Source organism: Hymenobacter coalescens, assembly GCF_054783195.1.
This window is the reverse complement of sequence record NZ_BAAGRA010000017.1, coordinates 1-23,436: the sequence shown is the minus strand read 5'-3', so window position 1 is coordinate 23,436 and position 23,436 is coordinate 1. Positions and strand designations below refer to the sequence as shown.

General features: G+C 64.8%; 20 protein-coding genes. 9 read left to right on the top strand and 11 right to left on the bottom strand.

Annotated features, from left to right (window positions below; translation table 11 throughout):
• Positions 1–42 precede the first annotated feature (42 nt).
• Positions 43–1,008 carry an alpha/beta hydrolase gene (locus ACYVKQ_RS14635; RefSeq protein ID WP_460676098.1) on the top strand — a complete coding sequence of 322 codons (966 nt, stop codon included), beginning with the start codon at positions 43–45 and terminating at the stop codon, positions 1,006–1,008.
• A gap of 258 nt (positions 1,009–1,266) precedes the next feature.
• Here the strand turns inward: ACYVKQ_RS14635 and ACYVKQ_RS14630 are convergent, their stop codons facing one another.
• Positions 1,267–3,021, bottom strand: coding sequence for an OmpA family protein (locus tag ACYVKQ_RS14630; protein WP_460676097.1), 1,755 nt, complete (start codon positions 3,019–3,021; stop codon positions 1,267–1,269).
• A gap of 396 nt (positions 3,022–3,417) precedes the next feature.
• On the bottom strand, positions 3,418–3,552 hold the full coding sequence (locus tag ACYVKQ_RS14625) for a hypothetical protein (protein ID WP_460676096.1): 135 nt from the start codon (positions 3,550–3,552) through the stop codon (positions 3,418–3,420).
• A gap of 358 nt (positions 3,553–3,910) precedes the next feature.
• Between ACYVKQ_RS14625 and ACYVKQ_RS14620 the strand changes: the two genes are divergently transcribed.
• On the top strand, positions 3,911–4,168 hold the full coding sequence (locus ACYVKQ_RS14620) for a hypothetical protein (RefSeq protein ID WP_460676095.1): 258 nt from the start codon (positions 3,911–3,913) through the stop codon (positions 4,166–4,168).
• A gap of 169 nt (positions 4,169–4,337) precedes the next feature.
• Here the strand turns inward: ACYVKQ_RS14620 and ACYVKQ_RS14615 are convergent, their stop codons facing one another.
• The 5 genes from ACYVKQ_RS14615 to ACYVKQ_RS14595 all read right to left on the bottom strand — a co-directional run bounded on the left by ACYVKQ_RS14615 (position 4,338) and on the right by ACYVKQ_RS14595 (position 8,839).
• Positions 4,338–4,784, bottom strand: coding sequence for a hypothetical protein (locus ACYVKQ_RS14615; protein ID WP_460676094.1), 447 nt, complete (start codon positions 4,782–4,784; stop codon positions 4,338–4,340).
• 100 nt (positions 4,785–4,884) lie between these two features.
• Positions 4,885–5,673 carry a hypothetical protein gene (locus tag ACYVKQ_RS14610; RefSeq protein WP_460676093.1) on the bottom strand — a complete coding sequence of 263 codons (789 nt, stop codon included), beginning with the start codon at positions 5,671–5,673 and terminating at the stop codon, positions 4,885–4,887.
• A 485-nt stretch (positions 5,674–6,158) separates the two neighbouring features.
• Positions 6,159–7,127: a hypothetical protein gene (locus tag ACYVKQ_RS14605; RefSeq protein ID WP_460676092.1), complete on the bottom strand. Its 969-nt coding sequence runs from the start codon at positions 7,125–7,127 to the stop codon at positions 6,159–6,161.
• A gap of 300 nt (positions 7,128–7,427) precedes the next feature.
• Complete coding sequence (locus tag ACYVKQ_RS14600; RefSeq protein WP_460676091.1) at positions 7,428–8,273, bottom strand: hypothetical protein; 846 nt, start codon at positions 8,271–8,273, stop codon at positions 7,428–7,430.
• 227 nt (positions 8,274–8,500) lie between these two features.
• Positions 8,501–8,839 carry a winged helix-turn-helix transcriptional regulator gene (locus ACYVKQ_RS14595; protein WP_460676090.1) on the bottom strand — a complete coding sequence of 113 codons (339 nt, stop codon included), beginning with the start codon at positions 8,837–8,839 and terminating at the stop codon, positions 8,501–8,503.
• 147 nt (positions 8,840–8,986) lie between these two features.
• On the opposite strand from ACYVKQ_RS14595, the gene ACYVKQ_RS14590 reads away from it, so the two are divergent.
• Entirely contained in the window at positions 8,987–9,760 is a 774-nt protein-coding gene (locus tag ACYVKQ_RS14590; protein WP_460676089.1) for an MBL fold metallo-hydrolase, read from the top strand.
• A gap of 836 nt (positions 9,761–10,596) precedes the next feature.
• Here ACYVKQ_RS14590 and scpA read toward each other — a convergent pair.
• Both scpA and ACYVKQ_RS14580 read right to left on the bottom strand, forming a co-directional pair.
• Positions 10,597–12,810: a methylmalonyl-CoA mutase gene (gene scpA, locus ACYVKQ_RS14585; protein WP_460676088.1), complete on the bottom strand. Its 2,214-nt coding sequence runs from the start codon at positions 12,808–12,810 to the stop codon at positions 10,597–10,599.
• A 97-nt stretch (positions 12,811–12,907) separates the two neighbouring features.
• Positions 12,908–14,731: a methylmalonyl-CoA mutase family protein gene (locus ACYVKQ_RS14580; RefSeq protein WP_460676087.1), complete on the bottom strand. Its 1,824-nt coding sequence runs from the start codon at positions 14,729–14,731 to the stop codon at positions 12,908–12,910.
• 161 nt (positions 14,732–14,892) lie between these two features.
• On the opposite strand from ACYVKQ_RS14580, the gene ACYVKQ_RS14575 reads away from it, so the two are divergent.
• The 4 genes from ACYVKQ_RS14575 to dnaA all read left to right on the top strand — a co-directional run bounded on the left by ACYVKQ_RS14575 (position 14,893) and on the right by dnaA (position 19,867).
• On the top strand, positions 14,893–16,158 hold the full coding sequence (locus ACYVKQ_RS14575; protein WP_460676086.1) for an outer membrane beta-barrel protein: 1,266 nt from the start codon (positions 14,893–14,895) through the stop codon (positions 16,156–16,158).
• A 184-nt stretch (positions 16,159–16,342) separates the two neighbouring features.
• Positions 16,343–17,107: a 5'-nucleotidase C-terminal domain-containing protein gene (locus ACYVKQ_RS14570; RefSeq protein ID WP_460676085.1), complete on the top strand. Its 765-nt coding sequence runs from the start codon at positions 16,343–16,345 to the stop codon at positions 17,105–17,107.
• An 89-nt stretch (positions 17,108–17,196) separates the two neighbouring features.
• A complete protein-coding gene (locus tag ACYVKQ_RS14565; RefSeq protein ID WP_460676084.1) occupies positions 17,197–18,135 on the top strand; it encodes a metallophosphoesterase in 939 nt (312 codons plus the stop codon).
• A 172-nt stretch (positions 18,136–18,307) separates the two neighbouring features.
• Positions 18,308–19,867 (top strand): chromosomal replication initiator protein DnaA, encoded by a 1,560-nt coding sequence (gene dnaA, locus ACYVKQ_RS14560; protein ID WP_460676083.1) that lies wholly within the window; start codon positions 18,308–18,310, stop codon positions 19,865–19,867.
• A gap of 95 nt (positions 19,868–19,962) precedes the next feature.
• Here dnaA and ACYVKQ_RS14555 read toward each other — a convergent pair whose 3' ends face one another.
• Positions 19,963–20,451, bottom strand: a complete 489-nt coding sequence (locus tag ACYVKQ_RS14555; RefSeq protein ID WP_460676082.1) for a hypothetical protein — start codon at positions 20,449–20,451, stop codon at positions 19,963–19,965.
• A gap of 105 nt (positions 20,452–20,556) precedes the next feature.
• Positions 20,557–20,988, bottom strand: a complete 432-nt coding sequence (locus tag ACYVKQ_RS14550) for an OsmC family peroxiredoxin (RefSeq protein ID WP_460676081.1) — start codon at positions 20,986–20,988, stop codon at positions 20,557–20,559.
• Positions 20,989–21,105: 117 nt separating this feature from the next.
• Between ACYVKQ_RS14550 and ACYVKQ_RS14545 the strand changes: the two genes are divergently transcribed.
• Both ACYVKQ_RS14545 and ACYVKQ_RS14540 read left to right on the top strand, forming a co-directional pair.
• Positions 21,106–21,654, top strand: a complete 549-nt coding sequence (locus ACYVKQ_RS14545; RefSeq protein ID WP_460676080.1) for a hypothetical protein — start codon at positions 21,106–21,108, stop codon at positions 21,652–21,654.
• Positions 21,655–21,710: 56 nt separating this feature from the next.
• Positions 21,711–23,213, top strand: coding sequence for a GH3 family acyl-acid amido synthetase (locus tag ACYVKQ_RS14540; protein ID WP_460676079.1), 1,503 nt, complete (start codon positions 21,711–21,713; stop codon positions 23,211–23,213).
• Positions 23,214–23,436 lie beyond the last annotated feature (223 nt).

Here is a 23,436-nt window from a genome sequence, read left to right as displayed (position 1 = left end):
AACGTAGTCGGGCCTGCCGCTCGGGCTGAATTACTCGCAGTTATGCCCCCGGTTCCCGTTTACGTGCCCGATGTCCTTGGCCCCGATTTCGAGCAGCTGCGCCTGGAGCAGCCCGCCGATTACGAAGGGCCGGTGTGCTGCACGCTGGTGCGCCGGCGTTCGGCGGCCGGCCCGGCCCGCCGGGCCGTGCTCTACGTGCACGGCTTCACCGATTACTTTTTTCAGCGCGACATGGCGGCTGAGTGGGAAGCCCATGGCTACCGCTTCTACGCCCTGGACCTGCGCAAATACGGCCGTTCCTTGCTGCCGCAGCAGCGACCCAACAACGTGCGCGACCTGCGCGAGTACTTCGCCGACCTCGACGTGGCCCGGCGCGTGATTCTGCAGGAAGGTGCGGAATCAGTGGTGCTCAGCGCTCATTCGACCGGGGGGCTCATCGCCGCGCTGCACGCGGATGCACACCCCGACGCCTGGGTAGCGCTGGTGCTCAACAGTCCTTTTTTGGAGATGAACCAGCCGCGCTGGCTGCGGCAGGGCGTGCTGCCGCTGGTCGTGCGCCTGGGGGCCCGCTGGCCCGATCTGCCCATCCGCGCCAACCTGCCGCCCGGCTACGGACAGAGCTTGCACCAGGCGCAGCGCGGCGAGTGGAATTACGAGCTGGCCTGGAAGCCCATCGAGGTGTTTCCGGTGAATGCCGGCTGGCTGCGGGCCATTCGCCGCGGCCACCGGCGGGTGCAGCGCGGCTTGCACATCCTGGCTCCGGTGCTGGTGCTGCATTCGGCGCGCACCGTGCGGCACTACCACCCCTTCAACGACGACTATTTCCAGGCCGACGGAGTGCTGAACGTGGAACACATTCGAACTCTGGCCCCGCGTCTGGGGAGCCGCGTCCGCGTGCAGGCCATCGAGGGCGGCATGCACGATCTAGTGCTGTCGCGCCCGCCGGTGCGCGCTGAAGTGTACCGGCAGATGTTTCAGTGGCTACAACAGGTGTTGCCAACGGCCTAGCGGTGGCTCCATGGCAGCTACCGGCTGCCTGCCAGGCTCCCAACCCAGCGGAATTAACACGGGGGCCTTGGGTTACTGCTGCTTTCGATGGCAAAGCGGATAGCCTGCTGACCACTGAGCAAGTCAGCAGTGGTAGGTTACCGGGCTCAACAACATTAGTTTAAGATGCAGGACCACATTTGTTAACGCAACGTCGGCCAGCCGGGAAACCCAACTGGCCGACGTTGCCCTTGCTGCCAATGGCTACCAACCGCTGTCTTACTGCTGGGGTCGGGTGGTAGCAGGCCGGGCTGCGGGCCGCGGCGTTTTGGGGGCGGCTGCGGGGTCCTTGGCCTTGGGGCCAACTGCCTGCGGAACCGCGCGTTTCGGGGCCGGAGCTTGGGCCGGGCGTTTGGCCGGGGCGGTTTTTCGTGCCGTCGGCTTCCGGGTCGTCGCTTTCGCGGTAGTCTTCCTGGGCGCGGCGGCCTTCACAGCCTTGCGCGGGGCCGGGGCGGTCGGCAGGCTGGTGGGCTCGGGGCCGTACTTCACTTCGGCGGCGTTACGGTCGCCGGTCAGGAACAGGTCGAACTCCACGCGGCGGTTCAGGGCGCGGCCAGCGTCGGTGGCGTTGTCGGTCAGAGGCTGTTGGGCCCCGTAGCCGCGCAGCTCAATGCGCGCGTCGGCTACGCCTTTGCTGAGCATGTAGGCGCGGGCGGCGGCGGCACGGTCACGCGAGAGACGCAGGTTGTAGGCGGCCGGGCCTTTGCTGTCGGTGTGGCCGGCAATGCTCAGGGTGTAGTCCGGGTACTCGCTCAGGATCTGCACCAGGTTATCCAGCGTCGGGTAGGAAGAGGGCAGCAGCGTCGCCTGGTTGAGCTCAAAGCTGATGAACTTGGTCGCCTCCTGCAGGCGCTGGCGCGTTTCGGCTTTGATTTCCGGGCAGCCGCGGTTGGACGCCGGCCCCGGACTGGTGGGGCAACGGTCTGCTTCGTTGGGCACGCCGTCGTTGTCCGTGTCAGCCGCTGGGGTGGTGGCCGGGGCATTGGGGCAGCCCGAGGCATCTACGGCAGTGCCGGCGGGCGTATCGGGGCACTTGTCGTCCTGGTCGATGACGCCGTCGCTGTCCGCATCCGGGCAGCCGCCGAGCTCGGTTTTGCCGGGCGTGTCGGGGCAGGCGTCGTCGCCGTCGGGCACGTCGTCGTTGTCGCGGTCGGGGCAGCCCTGCAGTTCGGCCTTGCCCACCTCGGTGGGGCACTGATCCTGGTAATCGGCCACGCCGTCCTGGTCGCCGTCGGGCGGGCAGCCGTATTCGTCCACGTCGGTTCCCGCCGGCGTGTTGGAGCACCGGTCGCGGCGGTCGGGCACACCGTCGTCGTCGGCATCGGCTGCCTGGCCCAGGTTGAAGGTCAGGCCCACGGTGTGCTGCAGAAAGCGGTCGGCCCAGCGTGGCGGGCCGTCTTCTTCCTGCGTGCCATCGAAGTTGGCAAACATGGGTAGGTGTTGGCCGGTCTGCACAAATAGGCTGACGCCGCCGCCGAGCCGGAAATTGAGGCCGGCCGCGCCGAACACGTCCACGTAACCCTTGTCCAGGTCGATTCGCTCCCCGTCGCGCAGGCCCACCCGGCTGGCGTAGGTCCAGCCGCCCGATGCCAGCAGGTACGGCTGGATAAACGCGCTTTCCTTCAGGGCCCAGCCGTTGTTGAGCTTGAACTTGAAGCCGGCGTTGACATTCACTACGTTGGTGGTGAAATAGTTGGCTGCGTTACGCCGGCCCGTCAGCTCGCCGTAGAACAGCTGGGTGTTCAGGTCGATGCCGCGGCCCAGATATTGGTTGATGGCCAGCCCCGGAGCGTAGCGGTTGTTGGCGAAGTTCCAGTAATCCGAGCCGAAATTTCCCTGGTACTGCAGGGCACTGACGTTTAGCCCAAGGCTGGTGCGGCGCTCAGCCGTTTGCGCATGCGCAGGCCGGATCAAACCCGCGCCCAGGGCCAGGGGCAGCGCCAGCAGCCGGAAATTGAATAGCAGTTGCTTCATCAGGGGGCATTGTAAAGGCAGGAGTTGTCCTTTAACGGGCCGGCAGTCAAATTTGCTGCTTCGTGAAAAGGCAGCTAAGACGCGCGGCTTTTGGCGTGGCGGCCCCGACCGGGCCCTGCGGCCGCCGCTGGCAGGACCAGAATGGACCTGCCGGCAGCGGTAGGTAGCCTAAAAATATAGGAATAAAAATACATTCGGCTCCCACCGGAGCGAAGCCCGACGGGAGCCGAATGTGACTTACAGGGTAGCATGGGAAGCTTACCGCCACGAAGCCGCGGCAGCTTGGTGGTATGGGCACAGCAATGCCGGCTCACGACCGGGGTACAGATCCCGGCGTCAGCTTGCAGTGGCAACGTGCTAATTGCCCCGGGCGGTAAGCGGCCCAGGGAAAGGGCGTTAGCGCAGAATAAAGCCCTTGGCTTGCCAGGCTTTCACGTTCTGAGGGCGCACGAAGCGCGTTTCAATATGACCCCAGGCGTCTTGCTTGTACATGACCGTTTTGCCCTGCTCGCGCGATTGGAGCGCGGCCATATGTTCGGCGTGGGATAGGGTGTTGGGAGTCGAGGTTTCAGTGGATTTTGCGGCCCGGGGACGCTTGCTTGTACTGCTCATATCCAAGCAACACCGATAACCCCTAAAAGATTGTGGTTTTTCCCGTTGGGCTATCGGTATCTGCTGTTTGCTGAGCCACTTGGCGAAGCGTTAGTGGGTTTGCAGCTCCTCAGTGGCGATTTGGCCCAGCGGAACCCACAAAAAAAAGTTCTCCTAACCCCAAACTTTTCTTCCCTAACTCAACTGCAACTCAATCGGCGCATGCTAGTACACCCTATAAATGGCTGGTGGTATGCCCACCACCGGTATTGCCCTTTTGCACCTCTTCCCCTTGGTTATGACCACGCCCGACGCCTCCGCCAATAACACCCAACTCGTTCGCTACCACGTGCAACTCCCAGCCATGACGGAAGATGAAAGCCTGGTGACCGTGCGCGAATTGCTGCAAGCCCACCACCTGTTGGTCGACCGCGTGGCGCCGGGCGAGGCCGTGGTGGCCTCGGCTACCGGTGCCGAGCCGGACTGGCCCGTCATCAAGCAGGCGCTGCAAGCCGCCGGCTATCCGGCTGGTGAGACCAACACCGTGGACGAATAAAGAGGCACACCACCTGGTAGCGACGGAGAGCTTCACTGGTGGCCGCTGATGAGGCGCCACCTCGGGAGTAAGTAGCTGGTTCTGAGGGGTGGCAAATAACTCTTGCCCCACGACAAAGCCCATCAGCATCTCGGTGATGCCCCGCTGGAAATAAGAGCGCGGATTGGCGCTAGGTAATATGGACGGTGTCCACTTGCGTCGCGGTAGCCACGGCCAGCGGCACTTCGGTGCGCAGCAGCAGCGCGGCCAACGGACCGGGCAACGCAGCCGCCAGCAGCGGCTGCGCGGGCCGGGCTACCAAGTGATACTGCGTGTCGCGGGGCTCGTTCAGCCGGGTCTTGTCGAAGGCAAACAGCCCGCGGCGAGCGTAGCGCACAAAGCCTTGGGCGTTTCGCCCGTTCCGCGCGGCGTTCGGCTCCACCTGTACCTGGGCGGCGCCGGGCGTTTCGGGCAGCGTCAGGAAGTAGTGGTGCAACTGCAGCAAGGCTTCCGCAGAAGCAGCTGCCGACTCGGGCAGCAAGCCACCACCCGAAGCGAAATAGACGACGTAGCCGTCGCGGTCTACCGCAAACCAATCGATGTCGGAGTCGTGCTGTTCTAGTTCGTCAATGCGCATGCGAGGAGGCCAAGCAGACCGGAGATGAGGGCGCAAAGCTACCCGATTCACGGGCAATAGTCGGCCGACCCACTGGGCCCGGAAGCCGGTGCGGCGGCCTTCAGCGGTCCGTCGGTCCCGACGTCGAGCCGTACACCACCACGCTTACCCGGGCCGCCGTTTTGCCCGTGTTGTGCAGGGCCAGCAGTTGGCCTTTGCTTCCGGCTTCCACCGCCTGAATTTCCCGCGTCGTGTGCCGGTTCAGGGCTACGTCCTTGGGAAAGGCCTGCACGTCGGTGACGGGCGTGTCGGTGCGGGCCACGTACAGCACCCCGTCGCTGGCCAGCACCTGCAGGCGCAGGCGGGCCGCGTCGGGCAGGGCGCTGCAGCAGCTCAGCAGGCCGATGCCGCCGGGGGCCACGGCAAACTCATGCTTTTCGGCAATGGGCAGGGCGGGTACTTCGCTGGCCGAGGGCAGCACGTACTCGCGCAGAGAATACGCGACCAAGGCCGCGACCAGCAGACCGCCGAGGAAAAGCAGGAACCGAAACGCGACGTCGGGCGTCCAGAAGCTGGCCGTCAGCACGCTCTCAAACTGGAACTTCGACAGCACGTAACCCGTCAGAAATGTGCCGGCGGTGGTGCCGAAACGCGAAAAACGGGTCTGCTCCTCTGCGTCGTCGGGAGACGCCATGATGCCCAGCAGCCAGCCACAGGCCACGCCTACGTTAAGGATGCACAGCTGCAGGTACTTTTCGTCCCCGCCCGTGCGCAGGCAGGTGATGAGTAGGAGGCTGCCGTACAGCACCGCCCCCAGCGCCGCCACAAAAATGCCCGCCGTGGCTTGGTTGGTGCTCAGCCGGTTGTCGCTCGGGGCGAACACAACCAGCTCCTTGAAGGGGTTTCTCATATAACGGAATGTACCCAGGTGACTTCACAAAACCAATTGGGCTGCTAGGCTGAGCGGCGGGCTGCCGGCTGCCCGCAGCGGATACAGCCGGAATGCTCCGCAGCATTCTACCGGACTACCTTGTGCGTAGGGGGGCTAGTCGACAAGCATTCTGGGCAAAGGATATATATCAGCCGTATCACGATGGGGCAAGGCCCAGCCGCGGCGAAACAGACCGTTAATCACATAATCGGCTTGCCGGTGCCACACCAGCGCCGACCGCACCCAGGCCTAGTGTAATCCAAGCGTTGGTGTGGCCGACAGCACGTCAGCGCCCAGGCTGACTGGCACCGGCAATTACTCTTTTCACCTCAGTGCCTGATTCTGATTAGCTAGTGGCTTGCCCGGTCCGGCGCACTTCTGGCTGCGCGCCGGCCAGCCGCGCCCGTGGGCGGTACCTTTTCGGCTGCACACATGCCGCTGCAACGGGCGGCCACGGTGCCGCGCTACGGGCGAGGCATTAACCGTGCGCGGTAGAGGTTGGCTTGGCCGTTCAGCACGGCTGGCGTGCCCGAGCCGGCTACCCGGCGCGTGCTGGCGAAGTACAGCCACTGGCCATCGGCCGAAAGCGTAGGCGTGAAATCAAACGCAGGGGAGTTTACCTCGCCGGGCAGGCGCACGGCCGGGCCCCAGCCCGCTGCGGTGCGGGGGGCAGCGTATAAGTCGCCCCCGCCAGCGCCGCCGGGCCGGTCGCTCCAGAAGAGTACCCAGCGCCCGTCGGCAGTCATTTCCAGGTCGCTTTCCGAGGCGGCGGTGTTGAGCGTAGGGCCCACGTTGTCGGGCGCGGCAAAGCCGCCGGGCTGCTGCCGGGCCCGGTAGCCATCGAGGCCGCCCTGACCGCTGCGCCGGGCCGAGCTGAAGTACAGGAAGCCCTCCGATAAGCTGGGGCCCAGTTCCATGCCCTTGCCGTTGATGGCCGGGCCCAGGTGCTCAGGTTTTCCCCAGTGCCGGCCGTCCCACGATACCTGCCACAGGTCCAGGTCGCGGCGCGTGGAGTCGCGGCTGGGCGCGGGCCGGTCGGAGGCGAAGTAGAGGGTGCGGCCGTCGGGGGTGAAGCTGGGGTCGGAATCGGCGTAGCGGGCATCAGTAAAGGGCAGCGGCTGCGCTACTTGCCAGTGCCCGCGCTCCAGGCGCGTGATGAAGATGTGCGCGTCCTTGAAATCCGGTTGGCTGCGCGCAAACACCAGGGTGCGGCCGTCGGGCGTCAGGCTGGGGTTGTATTCGTTGGCGGCCGTGGACAAGGAACCCGGCCCGAGCAGCTCCGCCGGACCGGTGGTGAGGGTACCGAAGTCGGGGCTGGCAAGCGGCCGAGCGGATGGCGCGCCCGCCGGCCGCAGGCAGCCCGCGCAGGCAAGAGCGGTAAGCCCGATCAGGGACTGTAGCAACGGCAAGCGCAGAAACTGGCAAGAAGGCATGGGGCGTAGGCTAGCGGTTCGGCCTATGGACCGGCAGCTGCGTCGCGTGTTGCAAACGGGGCTTCACATGATCATGTGAGGTGCCTGGGAAAATCGTGGCTGAGGTGATAGGCAGGAGGCCTGCTGCCAAGGATAGCGCATCGGAACGGCCTGAGGCCACCCCGAGCGCTTAGCAGATTGGACACCTGGCCAGACGAAAAACCAAGGGCTGCGCAGCGCGTCCACCAGAAGCCATTGCCATGCCTTTCCCGTGCCGCAGCTGTCAAAAGCGACCCAACGTGACGTAAGCTCGTTACAAGCCTACTGGTCGCTTGTCAGCAGTCGGTAGCCCAACGTCAGCTGAAAAGCCTTGGGAGTAGCCACGTAGCCGTACGACATCAGGAATCCTCGCAGCGTGTTGTCGAGGCGGCCGCGCTGCCGGAACAGCGCCGAGCTGTTGTCCCCGATCTGATGCCGGCCGGATCGGCGGTAGCTCAGGGCCAGCGTCCAGCGCTGGTGCTGCACGCCCACCTCCAGGTACGTACCCCACGGCCGGTTTACGTACGGGTCAGTCTCGCCAGGGACGCTTTCGCGGTTGTTGATCCGCGTCATGAAGGTGGCGCTGACCGGCAGCGCAAAGCCCTCCAGCTCGCGGCGGCTGATGCCGTCGTACGCGGCGCCGGACTGCACGCCGAGCCAGCGGGTGTGGCTCAGGCCGGCCCCCGCCAGCACCCGCCACCCGCGCACCGGCAGCTGGTAGCGCAGCCCCATGGTGGTGGATAGGGCCGTCGCACGGAAATGGTAGGTCTTGGTGGGGAAGTCGGCGTAGCCCGTGGCGAACTGCTGGTGGTAGCCGCCAAAGCGTCGTACCGTCGATTCCAGGTGCAGGGCCCAGCGCCGGTTCGGGGTTTCGAGCCCGGCCTGCACGCCGCCCAGTACCCGCCGCTTCGCGTCCACGTCGGCGCCGTGCAGGTAATGGGGTTCCACCAGCGGCTCGCCGTTAATCATTTCCCGGGGAGAAGTGCTTTCCAGGCGCATGGAGGGCTGGGCCAGTCCGGCTACCGGCCCCGCATACCACCCCCAGCGGGGCCGGGGCTGGAGAAGCGAATCAGGAGTGGTAGCCGCTTGCGGCCACAGCGTGAGCAGTAGAAGTAAAGGAGCGGGCATAAGGCAGGGCTACAATGAACGGATACAGCCTGACCAGCATATTTTGGGCCAAGGCTACCCGGCTTACGCCAATGGCGTCGCGGTACGGAAGGACCGCACTGCCGCGGCGGCCGGGGGCTCAGCAAGCAGCCGGGAAAAAGAAACGGGCCCGCTGCCTCAGCGGGCCCGTTTCGAAGGCCGTTGCTGCCCAGCGCAGCGAACAGGCGGAGCTGCTCAGCTTGGCGCGCTCAGGATATTTGCACCACCCCCGCAATGTGCTTCAGGGCCCATTGATCAAGGCGGTGCAGGATGGGCGCCAGCTCGGCGCCCTGGGGCGTGAGCTGGTAAGTGACTTCCGGGGGAAAGTTGTTGTGGACCGTTCGCTCCACCAGGCCTGCCTGTTCCAGCTGGCGCAACTGCTCCAGCAGCACCTTTTTGGACACCCGCGGAATTTCGCGCCACAGCTCCGTGAAGCGCAGCGACCCTGCCGAGAGGTGGAAGAAGATAATCGGCTTCCACTTGCCCGAAATCAGGTCGAGGGCCACTTTGGTGGCGCAATGCTCAACATCGCGGTAGGTATGGCGCATGCGTAGGAAACGAAAAGGTAACCGGGTAACCAGCAGGTGAACTTCTTGGGCCCGCAGCAAGAGCCCAGGACCTTTGCTAGAGCGGGTAAAGGCAGTCGAGTCCGGCTGCCGGGCCCGCTCAAGGTAGTACCTAACTGGCTTCCCCTTATGCAAGTTCAACTGATTCGGCACGCCACGCTCCTGGTGAAAGCGGCCGGCAAAACCCTGCTCGTCGACCCGATGCTGGCGCCCAGCGGCCAGTATGAGCCCGTGCCCATGTCGGCCCGACAAGTCCGCATTCCGCTGGTCGACCTCCCCTTCGCCGCCGACGAGCTGCCCCGGCTGCTGGCCTCGGTAGATGCCGTGCTGCTCACCCACACCCACGCCGACCATTGGGACCCGGTGGCCCAGCAACTGCTGGACAAAAGCCTGCCCATCCTGTGCCAGCCGGCCGCCACTGAGGCCGTGCAGGCCCAGGGCTTCAGCCACGTTCAGCCCATCGACACCCAGCTCGACTGGGAAGGCATTCGCATCTGCCGCACCGGCGGCCAGCACGGCACCGGCGAAATCGGGCAGCGAATGGGCACCGTGTCGGGCTTTGTGCTGGAAGCCGAGCAGCAGCGCCTCTACATTGCCGGCGACACCATTTGGTGCGACGAGGTTACCCAGGCCCTCGACCAATACCGCCCCGACATGATCGTGCTGAACGCGGGCGGCGCGCAGTTCCTGCAGGGCGGCCCCATCGTGATGACGGCGGCCGAGGTGGCGCAGGTGGCGCGCCATGCCCCCCAGGCTGCCGTGTACGCCGTGCACCTGGAAACCGTCAACCACAGCCAGGAAGACCGCTCCGCCACCCAGGCGTACCTGGAGCAAGCCGGCCTCACCGGGCAGGTACACGTGCCCGCCGACGGCGAGTGGCTGCCGATTCGCCAGCGGGCGTAGCCAGTCGACCCGGCGCCGCCATGAGCGCATTCGAAGCTTGCTGAAGCGGCCCTTAGACCCTCATGCTCATCTGGTGTCCGCTTGCCGAAGCACCTCTACCGCTTCGCTGCTCAGGACAGCCGAACGTCATGTCGAGCCTGTCGAGACATCTCGCGGGCTGACGCTGCGCCTCAACCCCCGGCATCCGCTCCGAAAAAAGAGAGGAGGAGCCAGGCGAAGTGGCAGAGGTACTTGCCTACGGCGACCTTCGGTGCGACGGGGCGCAGCATGACGTTCTTTTTGCTTGCTGTTCACTTTTTGACGCTACCGGCTAAAATCGCCGTGCCCAAAGCCGCAACAAGCCGAGACTTACGTTTCGGCTTGTTGCGTTTGATGCGCTGCGGTGGCCGCTGCGGCCTTGCAGCTTACCCGAAGCTGCCGCGATTCCTTGGGCCGCTACAGATGCGGAAGGGGAGAAGGGCCGCGCCGGATACAGAAAAAGCCGGGGGCGCCCGGCTTTTTCATGGTAGCAATAGGTGTAATCAAGCGGGTAACGCGGGCCGGGCCTAGCCCTGGGCGGCCGGGGCGCTGGCCTTGAGCTTGGCGGCCCGGGCCGCCGCGTCGGTGTCGGCGTCGGTGAGGCGGTAGAGCTAACGGCGCACTGTGTAAATAAGCTTTGACATACTTCATGAAAGCCATAATCTTCTCCTCAGTCCAGTTTCCACCAAATTCATTCATCGGATAAAGAATTTACAGTTACAGATTAGAAGATGATAATACATTGGAAGGCTCTTATAGCAAAAAAGGCCCGGTGAAGACCGGGCCTTTTCGTTGGTGTTGCTTTGTCGTTTCGCCTGTTACTCCCCCAGCTTCCTCAAAATCTCCTGCGCCGCCACGGCAATGACGGTGCCGGGGCCGTAGATGCCGGTCACGCCGGCGTCGTAGAGGAACTGGTAGTCCTGGGCGGGGATGACACCGCCGGCAATGACGAGGATGTCTTCGCGGCCGAGCTTGGCCAGCTCGCCGATGAGCTGCGGCACGAGCGTTTTGTGGCCCGCCGCCAGCGAGGACACGCCGACCACGTGCACGTCGTTTTCGGCGGCCTGGCGGGCTACTTCCTCGGGCGTCTGGAAGAGCGGGGCAATGTCCACGTCGAAGCCCACGTCGGCGAAGGAGGTGGCAATGACTTTGGCGCCGCGGTCGTGGCCGTCCTGGCCCATTTTGGCCACCATCATGCGGGGGCGGCGGCCTTCCTTCTGGCTGAACTCGTCGGCGAGCTGCCGGGCTTTGCTGAATTCCTGGTCGTAGTCCATTTCGGCGGAGTACACGCCCGATACGGTGCGGATGGTGGCCTGGTGGCGGCCGTACACGGCTTCCAGGGCGTCGGAGATTTCGCCGAGGGTCGCGCGCAGGCGGGCGGCATTCACGGCCAGCGCAAGCAGGTTATTGTCTAAGGAAGAAGGAGGAGTGAGGGAGGAGGAGTCAGTGCCAGCTTCCTTCGTCATTCTTCCTTCTTCCTTGGCCCCAGCGCCGGCGCGTGCGGCTTCGGTCAGCGCGGCCAGGGCCTGCTGCACGGCGGCGTTGTCGCGCTCGGCCTTGAGCTGGTTTAGGCGCGCAATCTGCGACTCGCGCACGGCGGCGTTGTCGATGTCGAGGATTTCAATCTGGGCTTCCTGGGCCTGCTGCTCCTCGGTGAGGCGGTACTTGTTGACGCCCACGATGACCTCCTTGCCCGAGTCGATGCGGGCCTGCTTACGGGCAGCGGCTTCCTCGATGCGCAGCTTGGGCAGTCCTGTTTCGATGGCCTTGGCCATGCCGCCCAGCTCCTCCACTTCCTGAATGAGCGCCCAGGCCCGCTCGGCCAGCTCGTGGGTGAGCGTCTCCACGTAGTAGGAGCCGCCCCAGGGGTCCACCACCTTGGTGATGTCCGTTTCGTGCTGCAGGTACAGCTGGGTGTTGCGCGCAATGCGGGCCGAAAAGTCGGTGGGCAGGGCAATGGCCTCGTCCAGGGCATTGGTGTGCAGGCTCTGGGTGCCGCCCAAGGCCGCGGCCAGCGCCTCCACGCAGGTGCGCGTCACGTTGTTGAACGGGTCCTGCTCGGTGAGCGAGTAGCCCGAGGTCTGGCAGTGCGTGCGCAGGGCCAGCGACTTAGGGTTTTCGGCCCCGAACTGCTTGATGAGCTTGGCCCAGAGCAGGCGGCCGGCGCGCAGCTTGGCAATTTCCATGAAGTGGTTCATGCCGATGGCCCAGAAGAAGGAGAGGCGCGGCGCGAACTGGTCGATGGTCATGCCCGCCTTCAGGCCGGCGCGCACGTACTCCACGCCGTCGGCCAGGGTGTAGGCCAGCTCCAGGTCGGCGGTGGCGCCGGCTTCCTGCATGTGGTAGCCCGAGATGCTGATGGAGTTGAAGCGCGGCATCTTCTGGGCCGTGTAGGCGAAGATGTCGGCGATGATGCGCATGCTCGGCTCGGGCGGGTAGATGTAGGTGTTGCGCACCATGAACTCCTTCAGAATGTCGTTCTGAATGGTGCCCGCTAGCTTCTCCGGTGCGACGCCCTGCTCTTCGGCCGCCACGATGTAAAAGGCCATGACCGGCAGCACCGCCCCATTCATGGTCATCGACACGGACATCTGGTCCAGCGGAATCTGGTCGAAGAGAATCTTCATGTCCTCCACCGAGTCGATGGCCACGCCGGCCTTGCCCACGTCGCCCACCACGCGCGGGTGGTCGGAGTCGTAGCCGCGGTGCGTGGCCAGGTCGAAGGCGACGGAGAGGCCCTTCTGCCCGCCGGCGAGGTTGCGGCGGTAAAAGGCGTTGCTGGCTTCGGCCGTGCTGAAGCCCGCGTACTGGCGGATGGTCCACGGGTTCTGCACGTACATCGTGCTGTAGGGCCCGCGCAGGTAAGGCGCCTGCCCCGCCCCGAAACCGAGGTGGTCGAGGTGCGCCACGTCGGCGGCGGTGTAGTGGCCCTTCAGCTCGATGCCTTCGGGCGTGGGGCTGGCGGCCGGTTGCGCCGGGGGAGCAGGCTGCGGCGCGGCGTCGTAAGGAATATGGGCGAAGTCGGGTTTCATCAAAGTTGTCAGTTGAGAGTTGTCAGTTGTCAGGCAAGCACTGGCGCCGGCTGTCGGTTCAAGGCGAACTGACAACTGACAACCAGTAACTGACAACTCATCTTCCCTGCAGGCGGGCCAGCACGTCGTCGGTGCTGTAGCCCGACACGGTGAACTCGCGGAAGCCGAAGTACTTCACCGCGTCCTGCATGGTGGGCAGGTCGCAGGCCAGGAGCACGGGGGCTTCGTGCTGAAGCTGCACGCCGTCGTCTTCGCTGTCGTCGGGGCGGTTGCGGATGAAGTCGGCGAACTGCTGGAACTGCTCGGGTCGCGCCGACATCAAGGTGGCTTCCTCGGCCGAGGAGAACAGCAGCGACAGGTCGCCACGGGGCGGTACCTCCGTCATGGCCGGGCGCTGCTCAGCCGGCAGCAGGCGCACGAAGGAGTCGTAGATCTGCTGGATGGTATCGGTGCCAAGCAGCACCACGGCGGCCTTTTTCTTTTTCTGCTCCTTGCGGATGAAGTGCATGGCCGTGGCCAGGCGCAGCACTTCCGAGGGGTACGCGGCCCGGGCCGTGTCGAACTGCCGGCTGCGCAGCAGCTTCTTGGGGTCGAAGCCGAACTGCTCGTGCAGGTTCTGAAACAGGTTGGTGCCCACGATGACCTGCTCGCCGGTGGCAATGCGCCGGAACTCCTCCAAGGTGGTCTGGCGGATGCTTTCCATCACCTTGCCGCGGGCCACCAGGAAGCCGCCGGCCGCTTCGGTCTGCTGAAACAGGGCCCAGGCTTCCCGCGCCAGCTGGTCGGTGAGCGTCTCGATGAAGTAAGAGCCGGCGGCCGGGTCGGCCACGCGGTCGAGGTAGGCTTCCTCACGCAGAATCACCGGCACGTTGCGGGCAATGCGGGCCGAAAACTCGTTGGGCTCGGCGTAGAGGCTATCGTAGGGCGTCACCGACAGGGAATCGGCCCCGCCCAGCACGGCGCTCATGGCCTCGGTGGTCACGCGCAGCATGTTGGTGTGCGGGTCCAGCGTGGTCTGCGTCCAGGAAGACGTAGTGGCGTGGATGCGCAGCGTGGCCGCCACTTCCGGCCGCACCCCGAAGGCGTGGAGCACCGTGGCCCAGAGGCGGCGCAGGGCGCGCAGCTTGGCTATTTCGGTGAAGTAGCTCGGCCCCACGCTGATGTGAAAGTGCAGGGCCGAAGCCGCCGCCGTCACGTCTACGTCCGAGTCGTTATTGGGCAGGTTGTCGAGAAACGAGGCGGCAATGCTGAGCGCATACGCCAGTTCCTGCACCGCCGTGGCGCCGCGGTTGCCGAAGAAGCTTCCGTTAACCGACAGCGGGAAAAACTCCGGCAGGTGACGCGTCAGGATCAGGCAGCGGCGCAGGGCGTGCTCCTGAATGGCGTAGTCGTCGGGCAGGGTGCCCTGCCCGGGTGAGTAGCGCATAAAGCCCCGGAGCTGGGTGCCGGCCGTGGCATGGAGCAGGCGCTGCAGAAACTCCTCCGGCTGCCGGCACACGGTGAAACCCAGGATGGAGCCCGGCAGCGGCAGCGTGGCGGCCAGGTAGCCCAGATCGAAGTGCTCCGCCTCGCTCATGTCAAAGTGCACGCCGTCGGCCCCGGCCTGCAGGGCCTGCACGGCGTGGTCGATGGCGGCGCGGCCGTCGTGGCCGGCGGGCACCAGCAGGGTGGGCACGTTGCGCCAGGCGTTGGGGGCGGCGCGCTGCAGCGGGCGCACCAGCGGCACCGGGGCTTCGCCGAGCGCGGCCAGCGCCTCCCGGTGGTAGAACGGCTCCAGCACGAGGCCGGCGGGCGTGTGCCACTGCAGGGTGGCCGGGTCGGCCCCTTTCAGGTCGCGCTGGATGCGCGCCTGCCACGCTTCGGTGGTCAGCGGCTCAAACTCGGCAAACGATAAGGGCTTGGAACGGGGCGGGTTGGCCATATGCTGGCGGGAGTGCAGTGAGGAATAAGCGGCAGAAACCGGGCTAAAGATACCGGTTCGGGGCATAACGAAGCTGCCGGACAAAAGGCCATCCTACTTATCTTGCGGGCCTTTTTGCCGATATGCGTCGGGCTTATCTTTTTCTTCTTTTCACGTTTCGAATGTTTACACGAGTACCCTTGGCAGTAGTAGTGGCGGTGGCCGCCGCCAGCAGCGCCATGGCGCAGAGCAATTTTCGGCCGGGCTACGTGCTGCCCACCACCGGCGACACCCTGCGCGGCGAAGTAGACTACCGCGGCAGCACCCGCAGCGCCCGCCTGTGCCGGTTTCGCCCGGCCGGGCAGACCGAGGTGGTGGAATACCAGCCGGCCCAGTTGCGCGGCTACGGCTTTCCCGGCAGCAGGCACTACGAGTCGCGGACGGTAGCCACGGCTGCGGGCGCAGCGGCGGCCCCGCTGTTTCTGGAGCGGCTGGTGCCGGGCCGCGCCGCCCTGTATTTCTTGCGCGATGAGGCCGGGCAGGACTACTTCTATTTCGCCAAAGGCGGCGGCGAGCTGCAGGAGCTGCGGCAGACGGTGGAGGTCGTCAACGAAAACGGGCGCGACTATGAGCGCAAAGTCCAGTACTACCAGGCCACCCTCAACACCGCGTTCGACGACTGCATATCGGTGAAGGCCACCGTCAGCAAGGTGCGGCTCACGGCCAAGGACCTGACCGACGTGGTGCGCCGCTACAACGCCTGCGGTACCACGGGCCCGGTGCCGCTGATGGGCAACAACAGCCGCACGCGGGTAGGCGTGGTGCTCGGGGCCGCCCAAACGACCCTCAGCTTCAGCGGCAGCACCATCCTGGCCGATCAGAGCTTCAGCAGCGGCGTGGCGCCGGTGCTGGGCGTGGGCTTTTACTTCCCGCTGAACCGGCTCAGTGAGAAGCTGGGGCTGGCCATCGACCTGCTCTACACCCGCGAGAAGTTCGAGGAGCAGAGCTTCCGGCCGAAGTCCGCGACCTACGGCACGGAGGCGCAGACGCGCTTTACCGATGCGTACCTGCGCCTGCCCATCATGCTGCGCTATTCGCTGCCGCAGGTGAAGGTGGAGCCGTTTATCCAACTGGGCTTCAGCCTGGGCTACGCCGTGCAGCAGGAGGGCGAGTACCGCTACCGCGGGTCGCTGGCACCTTATACCTACAACAAGTGGTCGTCGGTGTACGGCATAAAAACCGCCCAAAGCCCCACGGGCGTATTCATCAAGCAGGAATTTGAGCAGGGCCTGGTGGCCAGCGTCGGGCTGGGCAAGCTGCAGGTGGTCGGTCGTCCCTTTGCGTTCGAGCTGCGCGCCGAGCGTTCCAACGGCATCAGCGCCTCCACCGGCACGGGCAGTGGCTTTACCCGCTTCTCGGCTCTGCTGAACATCGGTCTGCGTAAGTAAGGACCTGAGCCGTTCAGATTTCCGCCGCGGCCGTTGTCCGGGCCTTCGGGGCCGGGCAGCGGCCGCGGCGCGTTTTGGGGGGAAGGCAGCGGCGGCGGGAACCTCGGCCGGCGCGCGGCGCTTATGGGCAGCGAAGAGGCCCGGGCCGCCGCGCGGCTTGGCCATCTGCCTTACCTTTGTCGTTATGATCAAACTTGCGAATCGCAGCGTAGGCCTGCTGTTAGCCGCTGTCCTGGCGCTACCGGCCTGCCAGCGCGGCGCTTACCAACCCCAGGCCGCGCTGAGCACCACGGCCCAGCCCGTGACGGCCGCCCAGCCGGCCGACCCCCAAGTGGAAGCCGTGGTGGCCCCGTACCGCCAGAAAGTAAAAGACCAGATGGACGAGGTCATCGGCCGGGCGCCGGTGGCCATCCGCAAAAATCCCGGGGAGTCGCCGCTGGCCAACTTCACGGCCGACATCCTGCGCGAGCGGGCCAGCCAGGAGCTGGGCCAGCCCATCGACCTGGGCGTGATGACCAACGGCGGCCTGCGCGCCGAGCTGCCCGCCGGCAACATCACCGTCGGCTCGGTGTTCGAGCTGATGCCCTTCGAAAACGAGCTGGTGGTGCTGGAGGCGCCCGGCTCGGTGGTGCAGCAGATGTTCAACTACGCGGCCCCCATCAAGATGGCCTTTTCGGGCGCTACGTACACCGCCACCGCCGACGGCAAGCCCACCGACATCCGCATCGGCAAGGAGCTGTTTGACCCCAGCAAGGACCGGCTGTACACCATTGCCATTTCCGATTACCTGGCCGGCGGCGGCGACCGGCTCGACTTTTTCCGCCCCCTGACCCCGCGCCGCACCAACGTGCTCGTGCGCTCGGCCTTCAACGATTACATCCGCCAGCTCAGCAAAGCGGGCAAGCCCGTCGAAGCCCGGGCCGAGGGCCGGGTGAAAGTCAATCAATAATGCAGAAAGAGGAACGAAGAAGGGCGCGGCCGCTCGGGCGGCCTGCCCACTGATTCTTCATTCCTGCTTTCTAACCCCTCATTGAAATCATGAACCGTCGCGACTTTATAAAAACCTCGGGGCTGGGCGCAGCGGGCCTGAGCCTGGTAGGGCCGGGCCTGATCGGCTCGGCGGCTGCGGCCGGCAAGCCGGTGCACCTGACCATCCTGCACACCAACGACATGCACTCGCGCATCGACCCCTTCCCGGTGGGCTCGGCGCAGTGGGCCGACGAGGGCGGCATGGCCCGCCGCGCGGCCCTGGTGAGCAAGCTCCGGCAGGAGCAGCCCAACGTGCTGCTGCTCGACGCGGGCGACATCTGGCAGGGCACGCCGTACTTCAACTTCTTTGGCGGCGAGCTGGAATACAAGCTCATGAGCCAGATGCAGTACGACGCGGCCACGCTGGGCAACCACGACTTCGACAACGGCCTGCAGGGGCTGGAAAAGCAGCTGCCCCACGCGCAGTTTCCGTTTCTGGTGGCCAACTACGACTTCTCGCAGACCGCGCTGGAGGGCCGCTTCCAGCCTTACAAGGTGTTTGAGAAGCAGGGCGTGCGCATCGGTGTGTTCGGGGTGGGCCTGGAGCTGGCCGGGCTGGTGTCCGACAAGAACTACGGTGCCACCAAGTACCTCGACCCCGTGGCCGTGGCCCGCGAGCAGGTGCAGCACCTGCGCGGCCCAGAGAAGTGCGACCTGGTCATCTGCCTCTCGCACCTGGGCTACAAGTACGACTCGGCCAAAGTGGACGACCACAAGCTGGCCGCCGGCGCGCCCGGCATCGACCTGATCATCGGCGGGCACACCCATACTTTCTTGGACACTCCGACGGTGGTGGAGGGCCCGCAGGGCCACCGCACGCTCATCAACCAGGTCGGCTGGTCGGGCATTAAGCTCGGGCGCATCGACTACGTGTTTGACCGCGCGGCCGGCCGTACCGGCGTTGCGGCGGCTCAGTCGTTGAGTATCAACGCCTCAGCGCTGGGCTAGCGGAAATAGGTTTGGCGCTCTGCCGACTTTTCCACATTTTTGTCTCCCCTTTGCCGAAACCGGGCCCGCGAGTCCGGTTTCGGCTGCCTTTGCCCGTTCCCTCCCCACACCGCTTGCGCAGCCTAGATTAATGCAGAAGGATTGCCGTACCGTCTGGGCTAACTGCTTGCGCGTGATTCGCGGGAGCGTGGGGGAGCAAAGCTTCCGCACGTGGTTTGAGCCCATTGCGCCGGTGGCGCTGCAAGGCAATCTGCTCATCATTCAGGTGCCCAGCCAGTTCTTCTACGAGTGGCTGGAGGAGCACTACGTGGACGTGCTCAAGAAGGCCATTGTGCAGGAGCTCGGGCCCGACGGGCAGCTGGAATACTCCATCGTGGTGGACCAGGGCAACGAGCAGGCACGGCCGCGCACCGTAAACCTGCCTGCCACCCGCGGCGGAGCCCCCAACCGTGCCCCCGCCAACACGCCCATGGCCGCGCAGGTGCGCCCCATGTCGCCGCAAAACCCGCCCGGCAACAACACCGCCGCCAACGCCGGCGGCTACAACCCCAACGGCTTCAGCGGCAATACCGGCAGCCCGTACCCGGCCAAGCGCCAACCGGCCGCCCAAGGCGCCGGGGCCGCCAGTACGGCGGCCCCGGCGGCGCCCGCGCCGCTGCGCAACCCCTTCGAGGTGCGCTCCGTGGCCGACCACAGCTACCTCGACTCGCAGCTGAACGCTAATTACACGTTCACTAACTACATCGAGGGCTCCTGCAACCGCTTGGCCCGCTCGGCCGGCTGGGCCGTGGCCGCCAAGCCCGGTACCACCTCGTTCAACCCGCTGATGATTTACGGCGGGGTAGGGCTGGGCAAAACCCACCTGGTGCAGGCCATCGGCAACTACATCAAGGAAAACGCGGCGGGCAAATTCGTGCTCTACGTGTCGGCGGAGAAGTTCACCAACCAGTTCATCGAGAGCCTGCGCTCCAACTCGGTGGCCGACTTCGGCAACTTCTACCTGCTGGTGGACATCCTGATTCTGGACGACGTGCAGTTCCTCTCGGGCAAGGACAAAACCCAGGAAATGTTCTTCCACATCTTCAACCACCTGCATCAGGCCGGCAAGCAGGTCATCATGACCAGCGACGTGCCGCCGCGGGAACTGAAAGGCTTTGAGGAACGCCTGCTCAGCCGCTTTAAGTGGGGCCTGACGGCCGACCTGCAGAGCCCGGACTTCGAGACGCGCGTGGCCATCATCATGAACAAGATGCAGGCCGACGGCATCGACATTCCGCCGCAGGTGGTGGAATACCTCGCGTACTCCGTCGAGACGAACGTGCGCGAGCTGGAAGGCGTGCTGATTTCGCTGATTGCGCAGTCCTCGCTGACGCGCCGCGAAATCGACCTGGAAATGGCCAAGCAGGCGCTGCGCCACATCATTGAGGACGTGGAGGCGGAGGTCAACTTGGACTTCATCCAGAAAACCGTGGCCGAGCACTTCGGCATTCCGGTGGATTTGCTCAAGGCCAAGACCCGCAAGAAGGAAGTGGTAACGGCCCGGCAGGTGGCCATGTACTTCGCCAAGGAGCACACCAACCACTCGCTCAAGAGCATCGGCTACCACTTCGGCGGCCGCGACCACAGCACCGTCATCCACTCGGTGCAGACGGTGTCGGACCTGATCGACTCGGACAAGACCTTCCGCACCACCATTCAGGAGCTGCGCAAGAAGTTTACCGGCGGGAAGTAGCCTTTAGAACCTAAAACAAAGAACTGAGAGCCTGGAAGCCGTTCCGCAGAACAGCTTCCAGGCTCTCAGCTCTATTATCTAAGGTCGACTTGGCTCTACTTCGTGGGCTGCAGCTCTCGCAGCGGCACGTTGTTGCGCTGCACGAACTGTTCCATTTCCTCGCGCAGGCGGCGCTTGCGGCGCTGCCCGGTGATTTCGCGCAGGCTGATGGTGTAGCTGCCGCCGGCCTTGCGGTGCAGGCGCATCTCGCGGGGCGTCACGTCGATGCTCTGCAGCTCGGTGGCCTGAATGGCTTCCTTGGGCCGGAACAGCCCGCCTTTGTGCACGATGTAGTCGGGCGTAAACTCCAGGTAGGTCTGCGTGCCGAACACCGGGGCGTTGCGCACCAGCACGTAGACGACGTAGATGACGGCAAACGTGAGGAAGGCGTAGTGCAGGAAGTTGCGGTCGGATTCGCCGCGGCCCGTGGCCAGCGAAATGGCGGCGTAGGCAATCCAGAAGCCGCCGATAGCCAGCTGCCCCCAGAACGGGATGCGCGAGTTGTTGGCGGGCGTGAGACGAATGCGCGTAAAGGACGAGGGCATAGGCTACAGAGGGAAACGTCCGCAAAACTACGCAAAAGCCAGGCTTCAGGCCGAACGGCCCGGCAGTAGCACAGCTTGGGTCCGTGCTACTGTCGGGCCGGTGCTTTAGGCTTTCAGCGTGGCCGAAGTCAGCTCCATTTCCGGCACGGCTTTGAGCAGCACCGAAATCGGGCAGTTTTCCTTGGCGTTTTCGGCGTAGCGCTGAAATTCTTCCTGGCTGATGCCTTCCACTTCGCCTTCGGTTTTGAGGCTGATCTTGACCACCTTGGGCGCCATATCGCCCGGGTCCAGCGTCACCTTCGACTCGGTGCGGATTTGCTTGACCTGCTTGCCGTCCTTGGTCAGCACACTGGTCAGGAACATGGTGTAGCAGGCCGCGTGGGCCGCCCCGATCAGCTCCTCGGGGTTGGTGCCTTTCTGTCCTTCGAAGCGGGAGCCCACGGAGTACGGCGCGTCGATGACGCCGCTCTGGGTGGTAATCTGGCCGCTGCCTTTGATGTCGCCGGTCCAGACGACGTTGCCACGTTGGTTGATCATGGTGTGGTTGGGTTTGGAGGTAAAGTGAGCATTGTGCCCGCTCGACGTGACGTACCGCTGAAAGCGACGGTAAGTTTGCCGAACTTGGCGGCGCAGTATAAGTACAGCTTCGTAGATATGCTACCTGCCGCTATTCGCTCGGCCGCCGCTGGCTCCCGCTTACGTTTGTGGTGCCTGCTACTGGGATGGACGGCTTTGGGCCTGTGGGTGCTATTGGGGGTAGCGGTCCGTCTGCCGCTGGAGGCTACCAGCTCCGGCCCGTGGGTGGGCATTTCGATTGTATTAATTGGGCTAAGCTGGCTGTGGCCCATTGCCCTGAGCCTGCACCTGAACGTGTGGCTGCAGGGCGAGGCGCTGCTGCTCGTCGTGCTGCGGATTGTGCTGGTCGGGTTCTGCCTGCTGCTGACCTGGCCCGTGCTGTACGTGTCGCTATACGCGCTGGCCGCCGCCTCTTCCCGGAAGCAGCCATGGCAGGACGAGCGGGTGCTGTACGTGTGGCCGGGCCGGCCGGCTGCGCGCGTGGCCGTGCAGCAAGGCCACGACCCAACCGGCGACCCGGCCCGGCGCGTCGTGCAGCTCACCCCCGTGCTGGGGCTGTGGCAACTGGTCGAACCCATCGACACCACCCGATTCGACGCCACGGGCTGGCAACGGGTAAAGGAGTAAAAGTTACTTTTACCTCCTGCCCTCACACCCGCCTACCCTCATTCCCTACCACTAGAATGGGCCTGAAGTCCTTCTTGAGCCGCCCGCTCGCCGCCTATACCGTTCGCCAGTACCAACAGTGGACGGCCCGCCCCGAAGAAGCCCAGCAGCGCATCCTGCAGGAGCTGCTGCGGCGCGGCCGCGCCACCGCCTTCGGCCGCGACCATCAGCTGGGCGCGGCCCGCAACGCCCGCGAGTTTCAGCAGCGCGTGCCCGTGCGCGACTACGAAGCGCTCAGCCCGTACTTCGACCGCGTGAAGCAGGGCGAAGGCAGCGTGCTCTGGCCCGGCCAGCCGCTGTATCTGGCCAAAACCTCCGGCACCACCTCGGGCACCAAGTACATTCCCATCACCCGCGACAGCATCGGCAACCACATCAATGGGGCCAAGGACGCGCTGCTGCACTACGTGCATTACTCCGGCAAGCCGCAGTTTCTGGATGGCAAGCTGATGTTCCTGTCCGGCTCGCCGGAATTGGAAGAAGTCGGCGGCATCAAGACCGGGCGGCTATCGGGCATCTCCAACCACCACGTGCCGGCCTACCTGCGCCGCAACCAGCTGCCGAGCTACGCGACCAACTGCATTGAGGACTGGGAACAGAAGCTGGACCGCGTGGTGGACGAAACGCTGGGCCAGCCGATGACGCTGATTTCGGGCATTCCGCCCTGGGTGCAGATGTATTTCGACCGCATCACGCAGCGCACCGGCCGGCCGGTGGGGGAGGTGTTCCCGCAGTTTCAGCTGTTCGTGTACGGCGGCGTCAACTTCGAGCCCTACCGGCGCAAGCTGTTCGAAAGCATCGGCCGGGCCGTGGACACGGTGGAGCTGTTTCCGGCCTCCGAGGGCTTTTTTGCCTTTCAGGACGAGCCCGACAACCCCGGCATGCTGCTGCTGGCCGACGCGGGCATCTACTACGAGTTTATCCCCGCCGAGCAGTTCTACGAGCCCAACCCGCCGCGCCTGACCCTGGCCGAGGTGGAGCTGGACCGCAACTACGCCCTCGTCGTGTCGTCCAACGCCGGGCTGTGGGGCTATTCCGTGGGCGACACCGTGCGCTTCGTGAGCCTGCGCCCGCACCGCGTGGTCGTCACGGGCCGCATCAAGCACTTTTTGTCGGCCTTCGGGGAGCACGTCATCGGCGAGGAAGTGGAACAGACGCTGCGCGAGGCCCTGCAGCAGTTTCCCGAAGCGGAAGTGGTGGAGTTTACCGTAGCCCCGCGCGTCAGCGAAGCCGAAACCGAGCCTTCGCGGCACGAGTGGCTGGTGGAGTTTGCGCGCCCGCCCCGCGACGTGGCCGCCTTCGCCGCCGCGCTGGATGCTGGCCTGCGCCGCCGCAACGTGTACTACGACGACCTGCTCGCCGGCAACATCCTCGCGCCGCTGCTGCTCACCGCGCTGCCAGCCGGGGCGTTTCAGCGCTACATGCGCAGCCAGGGCAAGCTGGGTGGGCAAAACAAAGTGCCACGACTGAGCAACGACCGGAAGCTGGCCGAGGGGTTGTTGAACGAAATTAGTAATTAATCATATGACCATATTAATACCTTCTGTTTTCGTGCGGCAGCACCTAGTGCTAGATAAAGTCTACAATGTTGACAGTATTAATAATTTTCCAAATGCGGTAGAGCTTGTAAGCTCAACTGGATTGTCAGAAGATGAGGTATTACAAGCTGCGTATCTACTGTTATAGCGGATTCATGAACGGTGTACATGATAGCCACAATGGTTGAACCAAGCTTTGGCGTCC

Excerpts from the sequence above, each read along its gene's own strand:
- ACYVKQ_RS14635 (WP_460676098.1), top strand. The coding sequence starts at position 43 with ATGCCCCCGGTTCCCGTTTACGTGCCCGATGTCCTTGGCCCCGATTTC.
- ACYVKQ_RS14630 (WP_460676097.1), bottom strand. The coding sequence starts at position 3,021 with ATGAAGCAACTGCTATTCAATTTCCGGCTGCTGGCGCTGCCCCTGGCC.
- ACYVKQ_RS14625 (WP_460676096.1), bottom strand. The coding sequence starts at position 3,552 with ATGGCCGCGCTCCAATCGCGCGAGCAGGGCAAAACGGTCATGTACAAG.
- ACYVKQ_RS14620 (WP_460676095.1), top strand. The coding sequence starts at position 3,911 with ATGACCACGCCCGACGCCTCCGCCAATAACACCCAACTCGTTCGCTAC.
- ACYVKQ_RS14615 (WP_460676094.1), bottom strand. The coding sequence starts at position 4,784 with ATGCGCATTGACGAACTAGAACAGCACGACTCCGACATCGATTGGTTT.
- ACYVKQ_RS14610 (WP_460676093.1), bottom strand. The coding sequence starts at position 5,673 with ATGAGAAACCCCTTCAAGGAGCTGGTTGTGTTCGCCCCGAGCGACAAC.
- ACYVKQ_RS14605 (WP_460676092.1), bottom strand. The coding sequence starts at position 7,127 with ATGCCTTCTTGCCAGTTTCTGCGCTTGCCGTTGCTACAGTCCCTGATC.
- ACYVKQ_RS14600 (WP_460676091.1), bottom strand. The coding sequence starts at position 8,273 with ATGCCCGCTCCTTTACTTCTACTGCTCACGCTGTGGCCGCAAGCGGCT.
- ACYVKQ_RS14595 (WP_460676090.1), bottom strand. The coding sequence starts at position 8,839 with ATGCGCCATACCTACCGCGATGTTGAGCATTGCGCCACCAAAGTGGCC.
- ACYVKQ_RS14590 (WP_460676089.1), top strand. The coding sequence starts at position 8,987 with ATGCAAGTTCAACTGATTCGGCACGCCACGCTCCTGGTGAAAGCGGCC.
- scpA (WP_460676088.1), bottom strand. The coding sequence starts at position 12,810 with ATGAAACCCGACTTCGCCCATATTCCTTACGACGCCGCGCCGCAGCCT.
- ACYVKQ_RS14580 (WP_460676087.1), bottom strand. The coding sequence starts at position 14,731 with ATGGCCAACCCGCCCCGTTCCAAGCCCTTATCGTTTGCCGAGTTTGAG.
- ACYVKQ_RS14575 (WP_460676086.1), top strand. The coding sequence starts at position 14,893 with ATGTTTACACGAGTACCCTTGGCAGTAGTAGTGGCGGTGGCCGCCGCC.
- ACYVKQ_RS14570 (WP_460676085.1), top strand. The coding sequence starts at position 16,343 with ATGATCAAACTTGCGAATCGCAGCGTAGGCCTGCTGTTAGCCGCTGTC.
- ACYVKQ_RS14565 (WP_460676084.1), top strand. The coding sequence starts at position 17,197 with ATGAACCGTCGCGACTTTATAAAAACCTCGGGGCTGGGCGCAGCGGGC.
- ACYVKQ_RS14555 (WP_460676082.1), bottom strand. The coding sequence starts at position 20,451 with ATGCCCTCGTCCTTTACGCGCATTCGTCTCACGCCCGCCAACAACTCG.
- ACYVKQ_RS14550 (WP_460676081.1), bottom strand. The coding sequence starts at position 20,988 with ATGATCAACCAACGTGGCAACGTCGTCTGGACCGGCGACATCAAAGGC.
- ACYVKQ_RS14545 (WP_460676080.1), top strand. The coding sequence starts at position 21,106 with ATGCTACCTGCCGCTATTCGCTCGGCCGCCGCTGGCTCCCGCTTACGT.
- ACYVKQ_RS14540 (WP_460676079.1), top strand. The coding sequence starts at position 21,711 with ATGGGCCTGAAGTCCTTCTTGAGCCGCCCGCTCGCCGCCTATACCGTT.